The organism is Mangrovactinospora gilvigrisea, assembly GCF_001879105.1.
Taxonomy (GTDB): domain Bacteria; phylum Actinomycetota; class Actinomycetes; order Streptomycetales; family Streptomycetaceae; genus Mangrovactinospora; species Mangrovactinospora gilvigrisea.
In genome coordinates, this window is the sequence record NZ_MLCF01000115.1 from 21,096 (window position 1) to 37,804 (window position 16,709).

General features: G+C 75.7%; 17 protein-coding genes. 11 read left to right on the forward strand and 6 right to left on the reverse strand.

Features of this window, described 5'->3' with window-relative positions; genetic code table 11:
* Nucleotides 1-11: 11 nt before the first annotated feature.
* The gene (locus BIV57_RS18485) at nucleotides 12-506 is read right to left on the reverse strand and encodes a hypothetical protein (protein ID WP_079170462.1); all 495 of its coding nucleotides are present in this window, start codon (nucleotides 504-506) and stop codon (nucleotides 12-14) included.
* Between the two features lie 105 nt (nucleotides 507-611).
* On the opposite strand from BIV57_RS18485, the gene BIV57_RS18490 reads away from it, so the two are divergent.
* From BIV57_RS18490 to BIV57_RS18500, 3 genes are all read left to right on the forward strand, one after another.
* A complete protein-coding gene (locus BIV57_RS18490) occupies nucleotides 612-1,202 on the forward strand; it encodes a hypothetical protein (RefSeq protein ID WP_071657955.1) in 591 nt (196 codons plus the stop codon).
* Between the two features lie 234 nt (nucleotides 1,203-1,436).
* Nucleotides 1,437-1,859, forward strand: coding sequence for a hypothetical protein (locus BIV57_RS18495; protein ID WP_071657956.1), 423 nt, complete (start codon nucleotides 1,437-1,439; stop codon nucleotides 1,857-1,859).
* Nucleotides 1,860-2,195: 336 nt separating this feature from the next.
* Nucleotides 2,196-2,594, forward strand: coding sequence for a hypothetical protein (locus BIV57_RS18500; RefSeq protein WP_071657957.1), 399 nt, complete (start codon nucleotides 2,196-2,198; stop codon nucleotides 2,592-2,594).
* An 856-nt stretch (nucleotides 2,595-3,450) separates the two neighbouring features.
* On the opposite strand, the gene BIV57_RS18505 is transcribed toward BIV57_RS18500, so the two are convergent.
* Nucleotides 3,451-4,326, reverse strand: a complete 876-nt coding sequence (locus BIV57_RS18505) for a TetR/AcrR family transcriptional regulator (protein ID WP_079170463.1) — start codon at nucleotides 4,324-4,326, stop codon at nucleotides 3,451-3,453.
* Between the two features lie 159 nt (nucleotides 4,327-4,485).
* Here BIV57_RS18505 and BIV57_RS18510 point away from each other — a divergent pair, with 159 nt between their 5' ends.
* The 3 genes from BIV57_RS18510 to BIV57_RS25360 all read left to right on the forward strand — a co-directional run bounded on the left by BIV57_RS18510 (nucleotide 4,486) and on the right by BIV57_RS25360 (nucleotide 6,866).
* The gene (locus BIV57_RS18510; RefSeq protein WP_071657959.1) at nucleotides 4,486-5,265 is read left to right on the forward strand and encodes an ABC transporter ATP-binding protein; all 780 of its coding nucleotides are present in this window, start codon (nucleotides 4,486-4,488) and stop codon (nucleotides 5,263-5,265) included.
* On the forward strand, nucleotides 5,262-6,644 hold the full coding sequence (locus BIV57_RS18515) for an FtsX-like permease family protein (protein ID WP_071657960.1): 1,383 nt from the start codon (nucleotides 5,262-5,264) through the stop codon (nucleotides 6,642-6,644). The genes BIV57_RS18510 and BIV57_RS18515 overlap by 4 nt, the downstream gene beginning before the upstream one ends.
* Before the next feature lie 78 nt (nucleotides 6,645-6,722).
* Entirely contained in the window at nucleotides 6,723-6,866 is a 144-nt protein-coding gene (locus BIV57_RS25360; RefSeq protein WP_175548799.1) for an Rmf/CrpP fold protein, read from the forward strand.
* A 60-nt stretch (nucleotides 6,867-6,926) separates the two neighbouring features.
* Here BIV57_RS25360 and BIV57_RS18520 read toward each other — a convergent pair whose 3' ends face one another.
* Complete coding sequence (locus BIV57_RS18520; RefSeq protein WP_079170464.1) at nucleotides 6,927-8,375, reverse strand: MFS transporter; 1,449 nt, start codon at nucleotides 8,373-8,375, stop codon at nucleotides 6,927-6,929.
* Between the two features lie 154 nt (nucleotides 8,376-8,529).
* On the opposite strand from BIV57_RS18520, the gene BIV57_RS18525 reads away from it, so the two are divergent.
* Nucleotides 8,530-9,420, forward strand: a complete 891-nt coding sequence (locus BIV57_RS18525) for a LysR family transcriptional regulator (protein ID WP_071657961.1) — start codon at nucleotides 8,530-8,532, stop codon at nucleotides 9,418-9,420.
* Between the two features lie 129 nt (nucleotides 9,421-9,549).
* The gene (locus BIV57_RS26580) at nucleotides 9,550-10,212 is read left to right on the forward strand and encodes a chaplin (RefSeq protein ID WP_071657962.1); all 663 of its coding nucleotides are present in this window, start codon (nucleotides 9,550-9,552) and stop codon (nucleotides 10,210-10,212) included.
* A 55-nt stretch (nucleotides 10,213-10,267) separates the two neighbouring features.
* Here BIV57_RS26580 and BIV57_RS18535 read toward each other — a convergent pair whose 3' ends face one another.
* The 3 genes from BIV57_RS18535 to BIV57_RS18545 all read right to left on the reverse strand — a co-directional run bounded on the left by BIV57_RS18535 (nucleotide 10,268) and on the right by BIV57_RS18545 (nucleotide 12,492).
* The gene (locus BIV57_RS18535) at nucleotides 10,268-11,149 is read right to left on the reverse strand and encodes a spermidine synthase (RefSeq protein WP_071657963.1); all 882 of its coding nucleotides are present in this window, start codon (nucleotides 11,147-11,149) and stop codon (nucleotides 10,268-10,270) included.
* Nucleotides 11,150-11,425: 276 nt separating this feature from the next.
* Nucleotides 11,426-11,752 (reverse strand): hypothetical protein, encoded by a 327-nt coding sequence (locus BIV57_RS18540; protein WP_071657964.1) that lies wholly within the window; start codon nucleotides 11,750-11,752, stop codon nucleotides 11,426-11,428.
* Nucleotides 11,753-11,841: 89 nt separating this feature from the next.
* Nucleotides 11,842-12,492 (reverse strand): histidine phosphatase family protein, encoded by a 651-nt coding sequence (locus BIV57_RS18545; protein WP_071657965.1) that lies wholly within the window; start codon nucleotides 12,490-12,492, stop codon nucleotides 11,842-11,844.
* Between the two features lie 161 nt (nucleotides 12,493-12,653).
* Between BIV57_RS18545 and BIV57_RS18550 the strand changes: the two genes are divergently transcribed.
* The 3 genes from BIV57_RS18550 to BIV57_RS18560 form a co-directional block, all read left to right on the forward strand.
* The gene (locus BIV57_RS18550) at nucleotides 12,654-13,733 is read left to right on the forward strand and encodes a hypothetical protein (RefSeq protein WP_419185729.1); all 1,080 of its coding nucleotides are present in this window, start codon (nucleotides 12,654-12,656) and stop codon (nucleotides 13,731-13,733) included.
* A 60-nt stretch (nucleotides 13,734-13,793) separates the two neighbouring features.
* A complete protein-coding gene (locus BIV57_RS18555; protein WP_071657967.1) occupies nucleotides 13,794-15,380 on the forward strand; it encodes a hypothetical protein in 1,587 nt (528 codons plus the stop codon).
* A 5-nt stretch (nucleotides 15,381-15,385) separates the two neighbouring features.
* A partial coding sequence (locus BIV57_RS18560; protein ID WP_071657971.1) for an AAA domain-containing protein occupies nucleotides 15,386-16,709 on the forward strand: 1,324 nt, incomplete at its 3' end.

The following is a 16,709-nucleotide window of genomic DNA, read 5'->3' on the forward strand; positions in this document are numbered from 1 at the left end:
GGAGCTCTCCGTCAGGATCCCCGATGCCAGGTGATGGTGCCGGCCTTGTCCAACTCGGCGCGCCCCCACCGCAGCTCGGTGAGCCCGGTCTGGAGCGCGCACACATATGCCACCAGCACCAGCCGGGTGTCCTCCGGCAGCACCCCAACACCCTCGCGCAACGCGATCTCTTCCGGCGTCTCCGGCATCCCCTCCAGGGGCTCCTGCAGCGGCTCCGGGCCGTAGCGCCGGGTGAACTCCACCCGGAACGGCGACGGCCTGCCGTTGGTCTTGCCGACGTTGCCCACCCGCATCGGGTAGAAGGCGTGGCGGTCCAACACGATGACCGCGCGCCCGCGGACGCTGCGGGGCTGCGCGCCGGGCAGCGGCTCCAGGGCGGCGGCGAGCTCCTCGAACTGCGCGGCATGCAGACCGCAGCCGTACGCCTCCAGGGTGGCCGTCGCCACCCCCGCGTGACCGGACGCAGCACGCTGGTGGGCGTTGCAGATCGCCGTCGGGATCAACACCAGCAGCTGTTCGGTGATGTCATGACCGAATGTGCGCCGTGCCCAGCCAGGATCTGCCACTTCGTTACCCATATCGGTCCTCCCCTCGACAGAGTCCGACCCGCGATGTACCGGGACAAGGGCGTCAACTCGGCCACCTATCTGAAACCGGCCGCCGGGCCGCACCATGGACGGATGGTCGAGCAGTCGTCAGACGAGATGGTCATGGACTTGATCCGGGCTGCGCTGCAGCCGCGGCTCGAGGTGGTGCGGCAGCGCGGCGACGTCCCCGCCTGCAAGGTCGTCGCCGCAGCGGCGCGGAACGCCTCGGACGACGGCGCCCAGCTCCACTATCTGGCTCACGGCATCGGTCTGGCCGGCGCCATGACCCTGGCCGTCGTGGCCGAGCACCGCGGCCTCGGAACCGATGCGTTTCTGGTGGCCATGGCCCAGGAGGACAAGCTCAAGCCCGATCCCTACCCGGAAGTCACCGAGCTACTGGGCGAGTTTCTCAAGCAGGACGGCTCGGGGAAGGTCGGGGAACGCCTCGTCGAGCTGGGTCGAAGCAACCCTGAGCGCTACCTCTCCGTCATCGTCGAACTGGCCGACGTCACCGCCTTGCTGCTGCGCGCCATGGTCGGCATCGGCGCCGCGCCGTCCATGGACGAGGCGCTGGAGGACATGGCCGGCATGCTGCACGACTGGGCCACCGAGTAGCTGGCCCGCGTGCGCGGTGCACCGCTTTGGCGATCGACGACGGACCCGAGACAACCATCGTCCACTCACCGACCACGAGGACCCCACCCCCTGCACGGCGAACCCCCTTGGCCCTCATCCGGCTCGGGCGCACACTACTTTCTGACGGGTCGACAGTTCCGCCGGCCGAACCTCTCGCTCTCCCCCGGAGCCGCGCCGCTGCCGGCAGAGTCCAGTTGCCGCCAGGAGGTTGCGGTGCACCACTTCACGCGCACCACCGCGCTTGTCGCCACCACGGCCGCGATCGCGCTGCTGGCGTCCTGCACCGCCGCGGGCGACCCCAAGCCGGGCCCGTCCGGAAGCCGCCTGGCCGACCCCCGCCCCAGCGCGCCCCCGCTGGTCACCGATACCCGGGCCCGCGACCTCTTCTCCAGCTTCGACCAGGGCACCCAGCGGGCGGACCGGACCCTCGACGGGAAGCTGATCACCCGCTGGGAGACCGGCCAGCTGCTCCGCGAGACCCAGGACGTCTACGGTGTCTACCGCCTCGGGAAGATCCGGATGGGGCCGGACACCAACGGCCCCGTCACCGACGTCTGGATCCCCGCCGCCACCGCGTACCCGCGCCACTTCGTGACGGTCAACACCGACGAGACCGCTTACGTCGCCAGCCGCTGACGCACCGTCCACCCGTCCCCGACCGCGACCTCCCGCTCCACCGCGCTGCGCTCGACCCTCACCTACTTCACCGAGCGGACGCCGAACGGCACCTGGCTGGCTGAGCGCACCTACCAGGCGTACCTCGCTGCCAAGCCGGGGACGATCCTGCTGCAGCGCTAGGACTGGCGGGAAGGCTTCCGCAAGCCCGCCCCTTCTCCAGTACTCGGCCCCGTCGCCCGAGACGCCAAGGGCCGCGCGGAACTCGCCGCCGACCCAAACGCCGCCCGCACCCGATGCACGGCGACCGCCCGCTACCTCACCGTCGGCCCCAAGCCGAAGCCGCCCGATGCCACCGTGCTGCGAGACGGCTTCAACAGCAGCGACGTCCTCGGCTACAACGACAAGTGGCTCTCCGACACCGCGCCGCGCCTCCACGCGACCGCGACCTTCACCAACACCCCCAACACGCTGCCGGTCTTCCGCATGGCCGACGGCTCCTCCCTGGTCGCCTGCACCTTCACCACCGAGATGATCGGCCGGGCGAAAGCCCCCGGCGCCGGCGTGGCCTTCACCAACCGAGACGCTGCCGCCCAAATTCTCGCCGGCCGCCGCGGCACCTGGACCTACGTCGACACCGCGGGCCTCGGCTTCGCGCTCCTGACGGTGCCGCCGACCGGGCCGGCCTCCGTCGCTACCTGCCTGTGTGCGGTCCCGATCCTGGACCGGATCATCAAGATGACACCGCATAGGTAGACAGGTGACGGCCCGAAGCTGGCCCCGCCCGTCAAACCAAAATGGCGAAGCACCACGGCTTTCGGCGCTGCATCTCCGAAACGAACCGTGTGCCCAATGCAGCGCACGGCCGTGCACTAAGACGCCGTCAGCCCCGCGCGAGCGGGGACGACTGCCGGCGCCGCAGCACCGGCTACGCCCTCGTCGACGAACCCCCGCGCGAGCGGGGACGACCCCTAGGATTGCTCATGAGGAGGTCAACTCTCCGACGAACCCCCGCGCGAGCGGGGACGACTGTTGCATCAAGTACGTCTTGCCGCTGCCCGTCGACGAACCCCCGCGCGCGCGGGGGTCCGTCGCTGACCTAGACCCGCGCAACTCCGCTGTTCGCGTCCTCCCCGCTCACGCGGGGGTCCGTCGGTGACGGTGGCCTGCCCGTTCTCGTCCAGGTCGTCCTCCCCGCTCACGCGGGGGTCCGTCGGGATCTTCACCGGGGCATGGTCGCTGCTCGCCGTCCTCCCCGCTCACGCGGGGGTCCGTCGGGCGATCTCCTGGCCGGCACGGGGCCGGGAGCGTCCTCCCCGCTCACGCGGGGGTCCGTCGTTCTATCCTCCTGGCATGCGCGGGGGCACTTGGGAGCGAACGGGGAGACGATCTTGCTGAACACCCCCTTCGGTGCCCGTTGAAACGAACGGAGACCAAGGGTCTGAGCTGGCATGATGCCGTAATCGAACGTCAGTTCAGTACATCAACCTGGTTGTGGTCCAGGATGTCGCGGGTTCAAGTCCCGTCACTCACCCCACTGAGATCAGGCCCATGACCTGCGGAGACGCAGAGCATGGGCCTTTTTCGCGCCGTCTTGCCATCACTCTCGCCATCACGCCCCGCCCAGCAGGGCGGCGACGCCGTCCAGGGTGGTCGCGAGGGCGAACTCGAAGACCGCGTCCGGCTCGGTGGCGCGGTAGGCGGTCTCGTCGAAGCGCTCCACCATCGTCAGGCCCGCCGAGCGCAGCAGCCGGCGGATCTCCGGCTCGCGCTCCTCCACCCAGCGGCTGCGCGGGCTGCCCAGGTCCTTGGCCGAGCGTGTCTGGCGGGCCAGCGAGACGGCGGCGCCCTGGAGGTGCGAGCTGACCCCGACGGCGATCCGCACCATGGTGGTGAAGTCGAGCCCCAGCCCGTCCACGGCCCGCATCCGCCAGTCGGTGTAGGCCATGATGCCGGCGCCGATCGGGGGCCGGGTCGTGTCGGCGATCAGCAAGGCGGCCCAGGGGTGCGCCCGGTAGATCGCCCACTCCTGACGCCCCGACAGCTCCAGCTTGGCCCGCCAGCCGGGCGGGCCGGGCTCGGGCAGCGGGCGCTCGGCGAAGACCGCGTCGGCCATCAGCTCGACCAGCCGCTCGCGGCCGTCGAGATGGCCGTAGAGCGACATGGGCGGCATCGCCAGCGCGGCGGCGACCTGGCGCATCGTCAGGCCGTCCAGCCCGTCGCGGTCGGCCACCCGGATCGCGGCGCGGACGATGCGCTCCAGGGGCCGCTCCGCGGCGCCCTGGGCGGAGCCCCCGGGGGCGTTCCCGGCGGTGTGCGGGACGGGGGCGGCGGGCTCCGCCGCGCTCCGGCCGGCCGAGGGGGCGGCGCGGCGGGCCCGGTAGGCGCGGGCCCGGCAGGCCTGGGAGCAGTAGACCGGCGGACGGCCGCGCCCCGCGGGCGCCAGGGGCGTGCCGCACATCCGGCAGCGGACCTCGGCTCCTGCCATGGCGGCCTCCCTTTTCGTGACGCACCCGTGTGCGCCGTCCAGCCTAGCCGGGGCGGGCCCCCGTGACGCAAAGCCTCACTCTTCGGGGGGAATTCCTCAGCTCGGGGACGGGGAGGTGCACCAGGGACCGTCCGCCTTTCCGTCCGTACGTTGTACGACATGACTCAAGCAACCCGCACGACCCGGCGCACGACCACGCCGACCGCACTTTCGCTGCGGCAGGTCACCCGCACCTTCGCGGGCAGCGGCGGCGACTCGGCCGTCACCGCGCTCGACGCCGTCGACCTCGACCTGCCCCGCGGCACCTTCACCGCCGTGATGGGCCCCTCCGGCTCCGGCAAGAGCACCCTGCTGCACTGCGCCGCCGGCCTGGACCGCCCCACCTCGGGCACGGTCACCGTGGACGGCACCGAGCTCGGCGGCCTCGACGAGACCGCCCTCACCCGGCTGCGGCGCGACCGGATGGGCTTCGTCTTCCAGTCCTTCAACCTGCTGCCCACCCTGACCGTCCATCAGAACACCGTGCTGCCGATGGAGCTGGCCGGACGCCGCGTCGACCGGGCGGCCGTCCGGGCACTGCTCGGCCGCCTCGGCCTCGCCGACCGGCTCGGGCACCGCCCCGCGCAGCTCTCCGGCGGCCAGCAGCAGCGGGTGGCGCTCGCCCGCGCACTGCTGCTGCGGCCGGCGATCGTCTTCGCCGACGAGCCGACCGGCGCGCTGGACAGCACCGCGGCGCAGCAGGTGCTGGGCCTGCTGCGGAACGCGGTCGACGAGACCGCGCAGACCGTGCTGATGGTGACGCACGACCCGGTGGCGGCGGCGCGGGCCGACGCGGTGGTCTTCCTCGCGGACGGCCGGATCGTCGACACGCTGCGCGCCCCGGACGCGGACGCGGTCGCCGGGCGGATGGCGCGGCTCGGGGCGGGGGCGCTGCGATGAGCGCGGCGGGCGCAACGCGCGGGGTGCGCGGGGTGCGCTGGACGAGCGGGCGGCTGGCGGTGCGCACGGTGCGCGCCCGGGCCGGCGCCTACCTCGCCCCGGCGGTGGTCGCACTGGCCGGGACGGCGCTGCTCACCGCCTTCGCCGGGCTGCTGGCGACCGGGCGCGCCGCGCACGGGCAGAACGCGTCGACGCTCCTCGGGATGGCCTCGATCCTCGGCGGCTGGACGGTGGCGATCGTCGCCTACGGCGTCGTCTCGGCGGTCGCCCTGACCGTGCGGGCCCGCGGCCGGGAGATCGCGCTGCTGCGGCTGGTGGCGGCGACGCCCCGTCAGGTGCGGCGCACGGTCGTGGCGGAGACGCTGGTGGCGACCATCCCGGGGATCGTGCTGGGCCTGCTGCCGGGGCTGCCGCTGGGCGCGCTGCTGCTGGACCGGCTGCTCGCGCTGGGGGCCGTCCAGGAGCCGCTGCGGTACCGGACGGACGGCTGGGCGGTCGGCCTCGCCGCGGCGACGTCGCTGCTCGCCGCGTGGGTCGGGGCGCTGGCCGCGAGCCGGCGGGCGTCGCGGATCGCGCCGATCGCGGCGCTCGGCTCGGCGGACGGGGCGCCGGCGTCCCGCGGCGGGGACGGTCGGCTGGCGAAGGGGCGGCGGAACGCCGGGATCGGCGCGCTGCTGCTGGCGGCGGCGCTCGGCGGGACGGCGACGGGGATGCCCGTCCAGGGCTCCGGGGTGACGGCGACGGCCGGGCCGGCGTGCGTGGTGGCGGCGCTCGGGCTGGGGCTGCTGGCGGCGCCGGCCGTCGCCGCGCTCGGGCGGCTGCTCGGACGGCTGCCCGGGGCGGCGGTGCGGCTGGCGGGCCGGAGCCTCGCGGCGCGGGCCGCGCAGGCGGCGGCGTCGGTGGGCCCGCTGGTGCTGCTGGTGGGCGTGGCGGTCGGGACGCTCGGGATGCAGATGATCGAGGACGCGGGCTCCGCGGGCGGAGCCGGCGGCGGGCCGGCGGCGCAGATCGCCTCGGCGAACTATCTGGTGGTGGCGATGATCGTGGGGTTCTCGGTGATCGCGGCGGCCAACACGCTGATCGCGGCGGTGCGGGACCGGGCGGCGGAGTTCGCGCTGCTGCGGTTGACCGGGGCGACGCGGCGTCAGGTGCTGGCCTCGGTCGCGGTGGAGGCCGGGGCGACGGGGGCGCTGGCGGCGGTGCTGGGGCTGGCGGCGGCGGTGGCGACGGTGGTGCCGTACGCGGTGGCGAAGGCCGGAACGGCGCTGCCGGGCGATGCGGCGGCCGCGGTGGGCGCGTTGGCGGCCGGGGTCGCGGTGGCCGCGGTGGCGCTGGCGGTGGGGGTGGGCGTCGGGACGGCGCGGCGGGTGGCGCGGTAGCGGCGCCGTCGGTGGCGCGCGGCTTCGCGGTGCGGTAGGCAGAGCGGAACTACGGAGATGGGGTGTGCCATGGCGCAGGTGGGCAAGGGTGATCTGGCGCATGCGTTCAAGAGGGGCAAGGACGCGGCGGAGTTGGGCGAGCGGCCGGAGGACTGCCCGTATCCGGTGGGGGATCCCTGCCGGGCGGCATGGCTGCGCGGGTACAAGGCCGGATCCCGGTAGGCACGGCGCCGCGGCGCCCCGGTCGAAAGGACCGGGGCGCCGCGGCGTGTCCGGGGGGGCCTACCGCCGGCCGCGCGGCAGCAGCAGCGGGACGAGGACCGCGGCCGCGACGCCGAAGCCGATCGCCGTGGCCGTGCCGGCGTGGTACCCGGCGAGGGTGCCGGCCCGGCCCGCCGTCCCCGCCGAGGCGGCGACGAGGGCGAGGATCGCCGTCCCGAGGCCCGAACCGATCTGCTGGGCCGTGATGTTGACGGCGCCCGCCACCCCGTGGCGCTCACCGGGGACGCCCGCCAGGGCCGCGTCCATCATCGCCGTGTAGGCCAGCGTCTGGCCGAACGACTGGACGACGATCGCCGGGAGCATCACCGCGGGGTACGGCGTGTGGAGGCCGACCAGCAGCCAGCCGCCGAGGCCCAGCGCCATGGTGGTGAAGCCCAGCACCAGCGTCCCGCGGCGGCCCAGCCGGCCCAGGATCCGGGCGGAGAGCCCGGTGGTCGCGGCGACCGTCACGCCCATCGGAGCCACCGCCAGGCCGGACTCGATCGGCGACCAGCCGCGCAACCCCTGGAGGTAGAGCGGGGCGAAGAAGAGCAGGCCGACCATGGTCGCGTAGAAGAGGACGCCCGCCACGGTCGCGGCCCGCACGGTGCGCACCCGCAGCAGCGCCGGCGGCATCAGCGGCTGCGCCGCCGTGCGCTCTCGGACCACGAACCCGGCGAGCAGCAGCACCGCCGCGGCCAGCGGGAGCAGCACGGCCGGGGCGGCGAAGCCCGCGCCCTCGGCCTGCGTCACCCCGTAGACCAGCGCCATCAGCCCGGCGGTGATCAGTGCGGCACCGGGGATGTCGAGGCTGCCGCGGGTCCGGGCGCCGCCGGACGGGAGCACCCGGGCGCCGACGACGGTGGCCAGGGCGGCGACGGCCAGCAGCGCAACGAAGGTGGCTCGCCAGCCCGCGGCCGAGGTCAGCAGCCCGCCGAAGACCAGCGCGCCGGCGAAGCTGGAGGCGCTGATGGCGACGTAGATGCCCATCGCGCGGGCCCGCTCCCGGCCCTCCGGGAAGATCGAGGCGATCAGCGCCAGCGCGGGCGGCCCGCTCAGCGCGGCGCCCAGCCCCTGCAGCGCCCGGCCCCCGATCAGCAGCCCGGCGGTCGGCGCGGCCGCGGCGAGCGCGGAGCCGCCGGCGAAGACCAGCAGCCCGGCGAGGAGCATCCGGCGGCGGCCCAGCACATCCGCGGCCCGCCCGCCGAAGAGCAGGAAGCCGCCGAAGGCGAGGGCGTAGACGGTCATGATCCACGGGAGGGCCGCGGCGCCCATCCCCAGCTGCCGCCCGATCTCCGGCATCGCGGTGTTGGCGACGGCGAAGCCGGCGGTGTCGAGCGCGGAGGCGGCGGAGACCACGGCCAGGGCGATCCAGCGGCGCCGGTTCGGGGCGGCGGGGGCGGTGCGGTCCCCGGCGGGCCGGTCGGCGGTGGCGGTGCGCGGTGAACCGGCGGTCACGGTGGCGGTCATGGAATCCCCTCGCGGCTGCGGCCCCGGCGTCCCTCACCGGTGGCGACGCATTCACTCTGCGGCCCGCCGACCAGCGGCGTCCAAGACATCCTGACCGCCCACCCGATAGACGGCATCTATCGGAGCCCGTCATCGCCCGCCTAGGATCAACGGCGTGGAACTGCGCGAACTGCGGTACTTCAAGACCGTCTTCGAGACCGGGCACGTCGGCCGCGCCGCCGAGCGGCTGTTCCTCAGCCAGCCCTCCCTCAGCCACTCCATCCGCCGGCTGGAGCGCGAGCTGGGCGTCGAGCTCTTCGTGCGCACCGCGCGCGGCATGGAGCCCACCGCGGCCGCCCGCGACCTCCTCCCCCACGCCAGGCGCGCGCTGCGCGCCGCCGAGCAGTGCGCCGAGGTGGCGCGCCGTCATGCCACCGGCCGGGCGGGCCGGTTGCTGCTCGGCTTTCAGGCCAGCGGCGCCGGTCTGCTCGGGCCGCGCATCCGGGCCCGGTTCACGGCGCGCTGCCCCGACGCCGAGCTGCGCCTCAAGGAGTACACCTGGGGCCGCGAGGTGGCCGCGCTGCGCGCCGGGGAGGTCCAGGTCGCCTATGTCTGGCAGCCCGCCGATCTGGCGGGGCTGCGCCGGATGCGGATCGCCGAGGAGGGCCGCATGATCGCCCTCCCCGCGGACCATCCGCTCGCCGGGGAGTCGGAGCTGACGCTGGAGCAGATCCGCGACGTCCCGCTGGGCTGGACCCGGGAGGCGCCCGAGGAGTGGGTCAAGTGGTGGGCCGTGGACCCGCGTCCGGACGGCGCCCCGGTGCGCTGGGGCGCGGAGAACCGCAACGCCGCCGAGCTGCTGGAGAATGCCGCCTCGGGCGCCGGGGCGTCCATCGCGCCCGCGTCGATGGGCGCCTTCTACGCCCGCCCCGACGTCGTCTGGGTGCCGCTGGCCGGGGTCGACCCGCTGCGCATCGATCTGGTGTGGGACGGCTCCGAGGAGGGCCCGCTCGTCCGGGAGTTCGTCGCCGCGGCGCGCGAGGTGCGGGACGCCGACCGGCGGTAACGGATGGTGCGCGAGCGTTGCCGTATTGTGAGAATCGCCTCCCGTGACCCGTGGGCGTTTCGTTCGTTGGCGGACGTATGGGGGCAGGCCGAGCGGCGCTGCCCCGGGATACGTTTCTCAGGGGAGACCATGCATCACATCGCCAAGAAGGGGCTCGTGGCCGCGCTGGCCACGGGCAGCTCCCTGTTCGCCGGAGTGGGGGCGGCGCACGCCGACTCCGGCGCGCACGGCACGGCAGCCGGCTCGCCCGGCGTGCTGAGCGGCAACAGCGTCCAGGCTCCGGTCAATGTGCCGGTCAACGTCTGCGGCAACACCGTCAACGTCGTCGGGCTGCTGAACCCGACGTTCGGCAACCACTGCGCCAACGGCGGCGGTTCGGTGACGCCGGCCCCGCCGGTGACGCCGCCGACCGGCCACCACCCGAAGCCTCCGACCGGCCCGTCGCAGCCGCCGGTCACGCCGCCGGGACACCACCCCGGCCACCACCACCCGGGGCACCACTGCCCGCCCGGGCACCACCCGGGCTCGCACACGCCGCCGGCCGCGCCGCCCAAGCACCAGCAGCCTCCGGCGACCCCGGTGCACCACGCTCCCCCGGCGGCCGAGGTCCCGCCGGCGCCGAGCACGGCCACCCACGAGGTGACCTCGCCGGCGCCGAAGGCGGTCCCGGCGGCGGCCTCGCTGGCGCACACCGGTTCCGCGATCAACCCGGCGACGGTGCTGCCGGTCGCGGCCGGCGCGCTGCTCGGCGGCGGGCTGCTGTACCGGCGGTTCCGTCCCGGCTCGCGGTGACGTCGGGCTGACGGTGCGTTGAAGGTGCGTTGACGGTCGGAGCCGGGGCGGCGAACTAGCCGTTCCGGCCCTGGCCGCCGACGCCGAAGGCGTCGTCCGGGGGCTTCGGGGAGGGGGTGGCGGTCGCATCGGTGACCGGCTGCGCCCCGGCGACGAAACGCTTCAGCTCGGTTCCGTGGACCAGGCGTCCCGGGAAGGGGTCCCCCGCGACCCGCCGGCTCAACTCCCCTGCCGGCAGCTCGCGTCGGGACCCGACGAGGACGACGTTGCCGAACCGCCGACCGCGCAGCACGGTCGGCTCGGCCACCAGGTAGACATGCTCGAAGACGGCCGCCACGGTGGCCGCCTGGGCCCGGGCGAAGGCGAGCGGCGGGCCGTCGGCGAGGTTCGCGGCGTAGACGCCGTCGGCGGCGAGGGTGCGGGCCGCCTCCTCGACGAACTCGCGCGAGGTGAGGTGCGCGGGGGTGCGGGTGGAGGTGAAGACGTCCGCGGTGACGAGGTCGGCCCAGGCGTCGGGGATCTTCCCGAGCAGCGCGCGGGCGTCGTCCTGGCGCACCTTGATCTGCCAGTTGCGGTCGAGCGGCAGCTCGCGGCGGATCAGCGCGGTGAGGCGGGCGTCGATCTCGGCGACCTGCTGGCGCGAGCGGGGGCGGGTGGCCGCGACGTAGCGGGGCAGGCCGAGGGCTCCGCCGCCGAGGTGGATCGCGGTGAGGGGGGCGCGGGGCGCGGCGATCACGTCGATGACGTGGCCGATCCGGCGCTGGTACTCGAACTCGAGGTAGGTGGGGTCGTCGAGGTCGATGTACGACTGGGGGGCGCCGTCGACCGTCAGGAGGGTGGCGCGGGGGCGGTCGACGTCGGGGAGCAGGGCGGCTTCGCCGGTGTCGACGGTTTCCCGGACGGGGGCGCGCTCGCTCTTCTTACGGGGTCGGGGCACGGCTTCAGTATCGCGGCCCGCGGTGGTTCCTGTTGCCGCCCCTCCGCCCCGGCACCCCGCCCGGCGCCCGTGCGGCGCGAGCGCCGTCGGCAGCCGTCGGCCGCGGGGGCAGAAGGGCGCAAGAACCGAAGGCGGCCAACGGTGGTGGGCGCCCCACCCGGGGGGCGGGGGCGCGAGCGCCGTCGGCAGCCGACGGCCGCGGGGGGAAGAGGGGCGCAAGAACCGAAGGCAGCCAACGGTGGTGGGCGCCCCGGGCGCATAGGGCGTCGGCTGGGGTCAGGGGTGGGTGTCGGCGGCGGCGAGGGTGGTGCTGGCCTCGTCGAGGGCCGCGCGCAGGGTGCCGGGGTCGGTGGTGCGCGGCGCCGCCGGCACCGGCGCGACCAGCCACGACGCCCCGGGCGGCAGCCCGATCGCGCTGCCCGGGTACGTCCACGCCGCGGCCGTTCCCGGCGGGACGAGGAAGCCCAGCGCGCGGCCGTCCGCGTCGTGCAGGACGGGCCCGCAGGCACCCCGGAGGCGGAGGATGTCCACGGCCTCGAGGCCGTGGCGCGTCGGGACCCGCACCACCTCGGCCCCGTTGCAGTCGATTCCGCCAAGCGCCATGGCCGTCGCCCTCCTCGGGTCGTCCAGTCGTCACGTCATCGGGACTCCTGCCCGGTACAACGACGGGAGTGGCGGTTGGTTCGCCCGTTTTACGAGGTTTCGGAGTGTGCCTCAAGATGAGCGGTGTCGTTCCACAAGGCGATCGCGGGGACGCCGTCGTCCGACCAGTCGAGGACCGAGAGCGACGCCGGCGCCAGCCGCAGGTTGAGCGCTGCGGCCGCGTCCAGGCCCATCCAGCGGGCCGCGATGACGCGCAGGATGTGCCCGTGGGCGAAGACCACCACGTCGCGCCCCTCGGCCGCGGAGGCGTCCGGGTCGGCGTTCTCCGGGCCGCGCGCCCAGTCGACGACGGTGTCGGCGCGGGCGGAGACCTGCTTGAGCGTCTCGCCGTCCGGCACGCCGTCCCGCCAGATCACCCAGCCCGGGTGCCGCTCGCGGATCTGCGCCGGGGTGAGGCCCTCGTAGTCGCCGTAGTCGAACTCCATCAGCGCGTCCCAGGGCGCGGCGCGGTCCGCGAACCCGGCGAGGTCGGCGGTCTCGCTCGCCCGGGAGAGCGGGCTGGTGCGGACCACCGCGGAGGCGAGCCGGGCCCGCCACGGGTCGCGGACCAGGCGGGCGCCGAGGCGGCGCGCGTCGGCGCGGCCCTCGTCGAGGAGGGGGATGTCGGTGCGGCCGGTGTGCTGTCCGGAGACGGACCAGGCGGTTCGTCCGTGGCGGACGAGGATCAGGCGGGAGGGCATCGCGCGTTCCCTGTTCGGTGGGCTTCGGTGATCTTGGGACGGCTCTATTGTGCGGGTGTCGGGTGCGGGGGGCTGTCGGTGGGGACTGCGAGGATGACGGGGTGAGTGGAATGGAGGCTTCCCTGGCACGGCTCCGGGGCGCCGGAACAGCGCAGCGGCCGATGAACGCACGGGCGCTGGCCGCGCTCGCCGCGAACCCCGGATGCCGGCGGCGCGCGCTGCTGGACGGCGCCGGCGTCGACAAGGGCGCGGTCGCCGAACGGCTCGGCGCGCCGATGCCGTTCGGGCAGTCGCAGTTCGCGCTGGTGCGCGGCAACGGCTTCGAGGCGCGGGTGCGCTCCGACGGCTGGCGGGCGCTGCTGGCCGCGGCGGGCGCGCCGGAGGGCGTCGACGCCTGGCTGCCGGAGCTGGTCGACGGCGCGGCGGGCGCGGCGTCCGGCGCGGCGGAGGAGCGGCTGCGGCTGACCCGGGAGGCGCTGGTCGAGGCGCGCGGGGCGGCGGCGGCGCGCGGCGCCTGGTCGGTGCTCGACCACCCGCTGCTGGAGCTGGAGGTGGCGGGCGCGCCGGCCCGGCTGGAGCCGGACGCGGTGCTGGTCCGGCCGGACGGCCGGGTGCAGGTCGCGGAGGTGAAGTCGTTCCCGGTGCTGGACGGTTCGGCGGATCCGGCGAAGGTGGGCGCGGCGGCGCGGCAGGCGGCGGTGTACGTGCTGGCGCTGCGGGAGGTGCTCGACGCCGACGTGGTCGCGGACGAGGTGCTGCTGCTCTGCCCCAAGGACTTCTCCAACCGCCCGGTGGGCGCGGCGGTGGACGTCCGCCGGCAGGTCGCGGTGACGCGGCGTCAGCTGCGCCGGATGGCCCGGCTGGAGGAGATCGCGGCGGAGCTGCCCGAGGAGCTGACGTTCGACCTGCGGCTGCGTCCGGCTCCGGACGGCAGCCGGCGCCAGGTGGCGACGCGCGACCCGGAGGAGCTGCGGGCCGCGGTGGAGGCGGTGCCGGCGTCCTTCGCGCCGGAGTGCCTGGCGGATTGCGAGCTGGCGGCGCACTGCCGTGCCGACGCGCGGGGGTGCGGGTCGCTGGAGTCGCTGGGGCGGGGCGTGCGGGGGGAGTTGGGCGGGCTGCACACGCTGGAGGACGTGCGGGCCGCGGTCGACGGGGAGGCGTCCGGGGAGGCGGCGGAGCTGTTGCGGGCGGCGGCGGCGATGCGGGGCGCGGCGCTTGCGGAGGTGCGGCGTGGGGTCTAGGGACGGCTTCCGGCCGACGGGTCGGCGGTATCGGCTCGCGCGGGTCCGCGAGGTGTGCAGGTGAGCCTGCTGGGGACGTTGGCGAAGGTGGAGGCCGCCGCCGCGGGGCGGGCCGTGGCTCGGACGGCGGTGCGGCATCGGCATGTGGGGGCGCGGCCGGTGGTGGTGGTGCCGCTGACGATGGCCGGCGAGGCCGGGGCGCCGTGGGCGGCGATGGTGGGGGCGGATCCGTCCGCGCCCGAACTGCTGGTGGTCGATCAGCCGCTGGACCGCTCGCAGCGGTTCGCGTTCCTCGCCGAGCTGGCCGAGGCGCTGCTGCCGGAGATCGGTGCGGCGAGCGAGGGGGACGTGGTCCGCGAGGAGAAGAAGGCCAGGGCCGGGGAGGAGCCGCAGGTCACCGAGCGGGTCGCGGAGGCGCCGCAGCTGGTGGTGCCGAACCGGGCCGCCGCTGAGTACCTCGGGCTGCTGGGGCGCTCCGCCCGGTTCCGCCGCACCGAGGAGGCGGACGGCCCCGGGGAGTGGCGTGTCCCCGCGCGGGTGCCGCTGCTGGGGCGGTGGCTGACGCACTACGCCGAGCGGTCCCGGGTGCCCGGCTCCTGCCTGCTGCTCGCGGCGACGGAGCTGCTGGCGCGGCACTGGGCGACGGGCCAGTCCGGCTACGAGGACCTGCAGTTGGGCGCGCTGCTGGCCTGGGTCGATCCCCCGGCGGACGGCGACGGGGCCGCCGAGGCGCTGCGCCGCGAGCGGGAGCGGGACGGCCGCGGGGTCCTGCGGTACCCGGTCGCGGGGCCGTCCACCGATCCGGCGTTCGACAACCGGCTGCTGGCGCCGGCGCTGCAGCGGTACGACGCGGCCGTCCGCTCGGGCGCCGAGGCGTCGCCGGCCCTCGCGCGGGCCGAGCTGCGGGAGCTGGCGGAGGGGCAGCTGCGCCCGGTGTGGGACGCGGTGTGGCGGGCCGTCGAGCTGGTGGGCGCGCTGCCGGCGGCGGCGCGCGTGGCGTCCCGCTGGGAGGGCGATCTGTGGTCCTTCACCCATCACCGGGACCGGGTGGCGGCCGGCGAGGGCCCGCAGCCGCGGTGGGACGACGCGGTGACGGCGGCCCGCAAGCTCGCCTCCCGGGAGCGGGCGCTGGCGCTGCTGGAGGCGCAGGAGGCGCTGGACGACCCGCTGGTGATGGCGGAGCGGCGGCTGGCGGGCGAGGCGTTCCGGGGCACCGTGCTGGAGGTGCTGCCGGAGTGGGAGGGTGATGCGGCCGGGCAAAGCCCGTCGATGAGGGGCGGTGGCCGGGCGGCGGGCGGCCGGGCGCCGAAGCCGCGTCCGGTGGTGGTGCTGCGCTCGGACGATCCGGTGCTGCCCGGGGCCGGGGTGACGGTGTACCGGGAGGGCCTGGAGGGCAAGCCGCAGCGCGGCGTCTCGGAGGGGTTCGAGGACGGCGTGGCGCGGATCCGGCTGATGGACCGGATGGGCCGGGGCAAGGAGCCGGCGCCGGGTTCGCTGCCGGAGGAGGGCGAGCGGGTGGTCTTCACGCTCTTCGAGCACGGCGCCCAGCGGAGCGCGCCGCTGCCCGAGCCGGAGGAGGTGCCGTGGACGCATGTGGGGGCGGAGCCGGCGGCCGAGGGCGATCCGGAGGAGGCGTGGGAGGCGTGAGCGCGATGACTCCGGCGGAGGAGGCGGCCGCGGCGACCGCGGCGATCCTGGCGGACCTGCGGGGCCCGCACCGCGGCGTGGTCGTCGACTCGCCGCCCGGCGCGGGGAAGTCGACGCTGGTGGTGCGGGCGGTGAAGGAGCTCGTCGGGGACGGCGAGCGCCTGATGGTGGTGGCCCAGACGAACAGTCAGGTGGACGACCTGGTGGGCCGGATCGCCGTCGAGCTGGGCGAGGAGGCGGCGGTCGGCCGGCTGCACGCCTCGGACGCGGTGCTCGCCGACGAGCTGGCGGCGCTGCCGAACGTGGTGGGCTCGACGCGGGCGAAGGAGCTGGCCCGGCTGCCGGTGGTGGTGGCGACGGCGGCGAAGTGGTCGTGGGTGAAGCGGGAGGACGTGGCCGCCTCGGAGGACGAGGAGGCGGCGCCGTGGCGGCACGCGATCGTCGACGAGGCGTACCAGATGCGGTCCGACGCGCTGCTGGCGGTCGCCGGGCTCTTCGAGCGGGCGCTGTTCGTGGGCGACCCCGGGCAGCTGGACCCGTTCGCGACGGTGGACGCGGGCCAGTGGGCGGGGCTGCGCTGGGATCCGTCCGACAACGCGGTGGCGGCGCTGCTGGCGCACCACCCGGGGCTGCCGGTGCACCGGCTGCCGGTGTCGTGGCGGCTGCCGGCGTCGGCGGCGCCGGTGGTGTCGGAGGCGTTCTACCCGTACACGCCGTTCCGGTCGGGCACGGGCCCGGGCGAGCGGCGGCTGGCGTTCGCAGGGGACGGGGACGGCTCGCCCGAGGCGGCGGTGTGGACGGTGGCCGCTGAGCGCGGCTGGGGCCTGCTGGAGCTGCCGGCGGCGGTGACGGTGCGGACGGATTCGGAGGCGGTCGCCGCGGTGGCCGGCGTCGTCCGGCAGGCGCTGGAGCGGGGCGGCGTGGTGCACGACGAGCGCGGCGGCGGGGGCCGCGCGCTGACGGCGGACCGGATCGCGGTGGGCACGGCGCACCGCGACCAGGCGGCGGCGGTGCGGGCGGCGCTGGAGCGGGTGGGCGTGTCGGGGGTGGCCGTCGACACGGCGAACCGGCTGCAGGGCCGGGAGTTCGACGTGACGGTGGTGCTGCACCCGCTTTCGGGGCGGGCGGACGCGTCGGCGTTCCATCTGGAGACGGGCCGGCTGTGCGTGCTGGTGTCGCGGCACCGGGTGGCGTGCGTGGTGGTGGCGCGCGCCGGGGTGGGCGCGGTGCTGGACGCGTATCCGGAGGTCGAGGCGGTCCGGCTGGGGGCGCGGGCGGCGGGGGCGGACGGCTGGGAGGGGAATCAGGCGGTGTTGGAGGTGTTGGAGG

Coding starts and splice junctions, on each gene's coding strand:
- BIV57_RS18490 (WP_071657955.1), top strand. CDS start 612: ATGTACCGGGACAAGGGCGTCAACTCGGCCACCTATCTGAAACCGGCC.
- BIV57_RS18505 (WP_079170463.1), bottom strand. CDS start 4,326: ATGGCAGGAGCCGAGGTCCGCTGCCGGATGTGCGGCACGCCCCTGGCG.
- BIV57_RS18510 (WP_071657959.1), top strand. CDS start 4,486: ATGACTCAAGCAACCCGCACGACCCGGCGCACGACCACGCCGACCGCA.
- BIV57_RS18515 (WP_071657960.1), top strand. CDS start 5,262: ATGAGCGCGGCGGGCGCAACGCGCGGGGTGCGCGGGGTGCGCTGGACG.
- BIV57_RS18520 (WP_079170464.1), bottom strand. CDS start 8,375: ATGACCGCCACCGTGACCGCCGGTTCACCGCGCACCGCCACCGCCGAC.
- BIV57_RS26580 (WP_071657962.1), top strand. CDS start 9,550: ATGCATCACATCGCCAAGAAGGGGCTCGTGGCCGCGCTGGCCACGGGC.
- BIV57_RS18540 (WP_071657964.1), bottom strand. CDS start 11,752: ATGGCGCTTGGCGGAATCGACTGCAACGGGGCCGAGGTGGTGCGGGTC.
- BIV57_RS18545 (WP_071657965.1), bottom strand. CDS start 12,492: ATGCCCTCCCGCCTGATCCTCGTCCGCCACGGACGAACCGCCTGGTCC.
- BIV57_RS18550 (WP_419185729.1), top strand. CDS start 12,654: ATGAACGCACGGGCGCTGGCCGCGCTCGCCGCGAACCCCGGATGCCGG.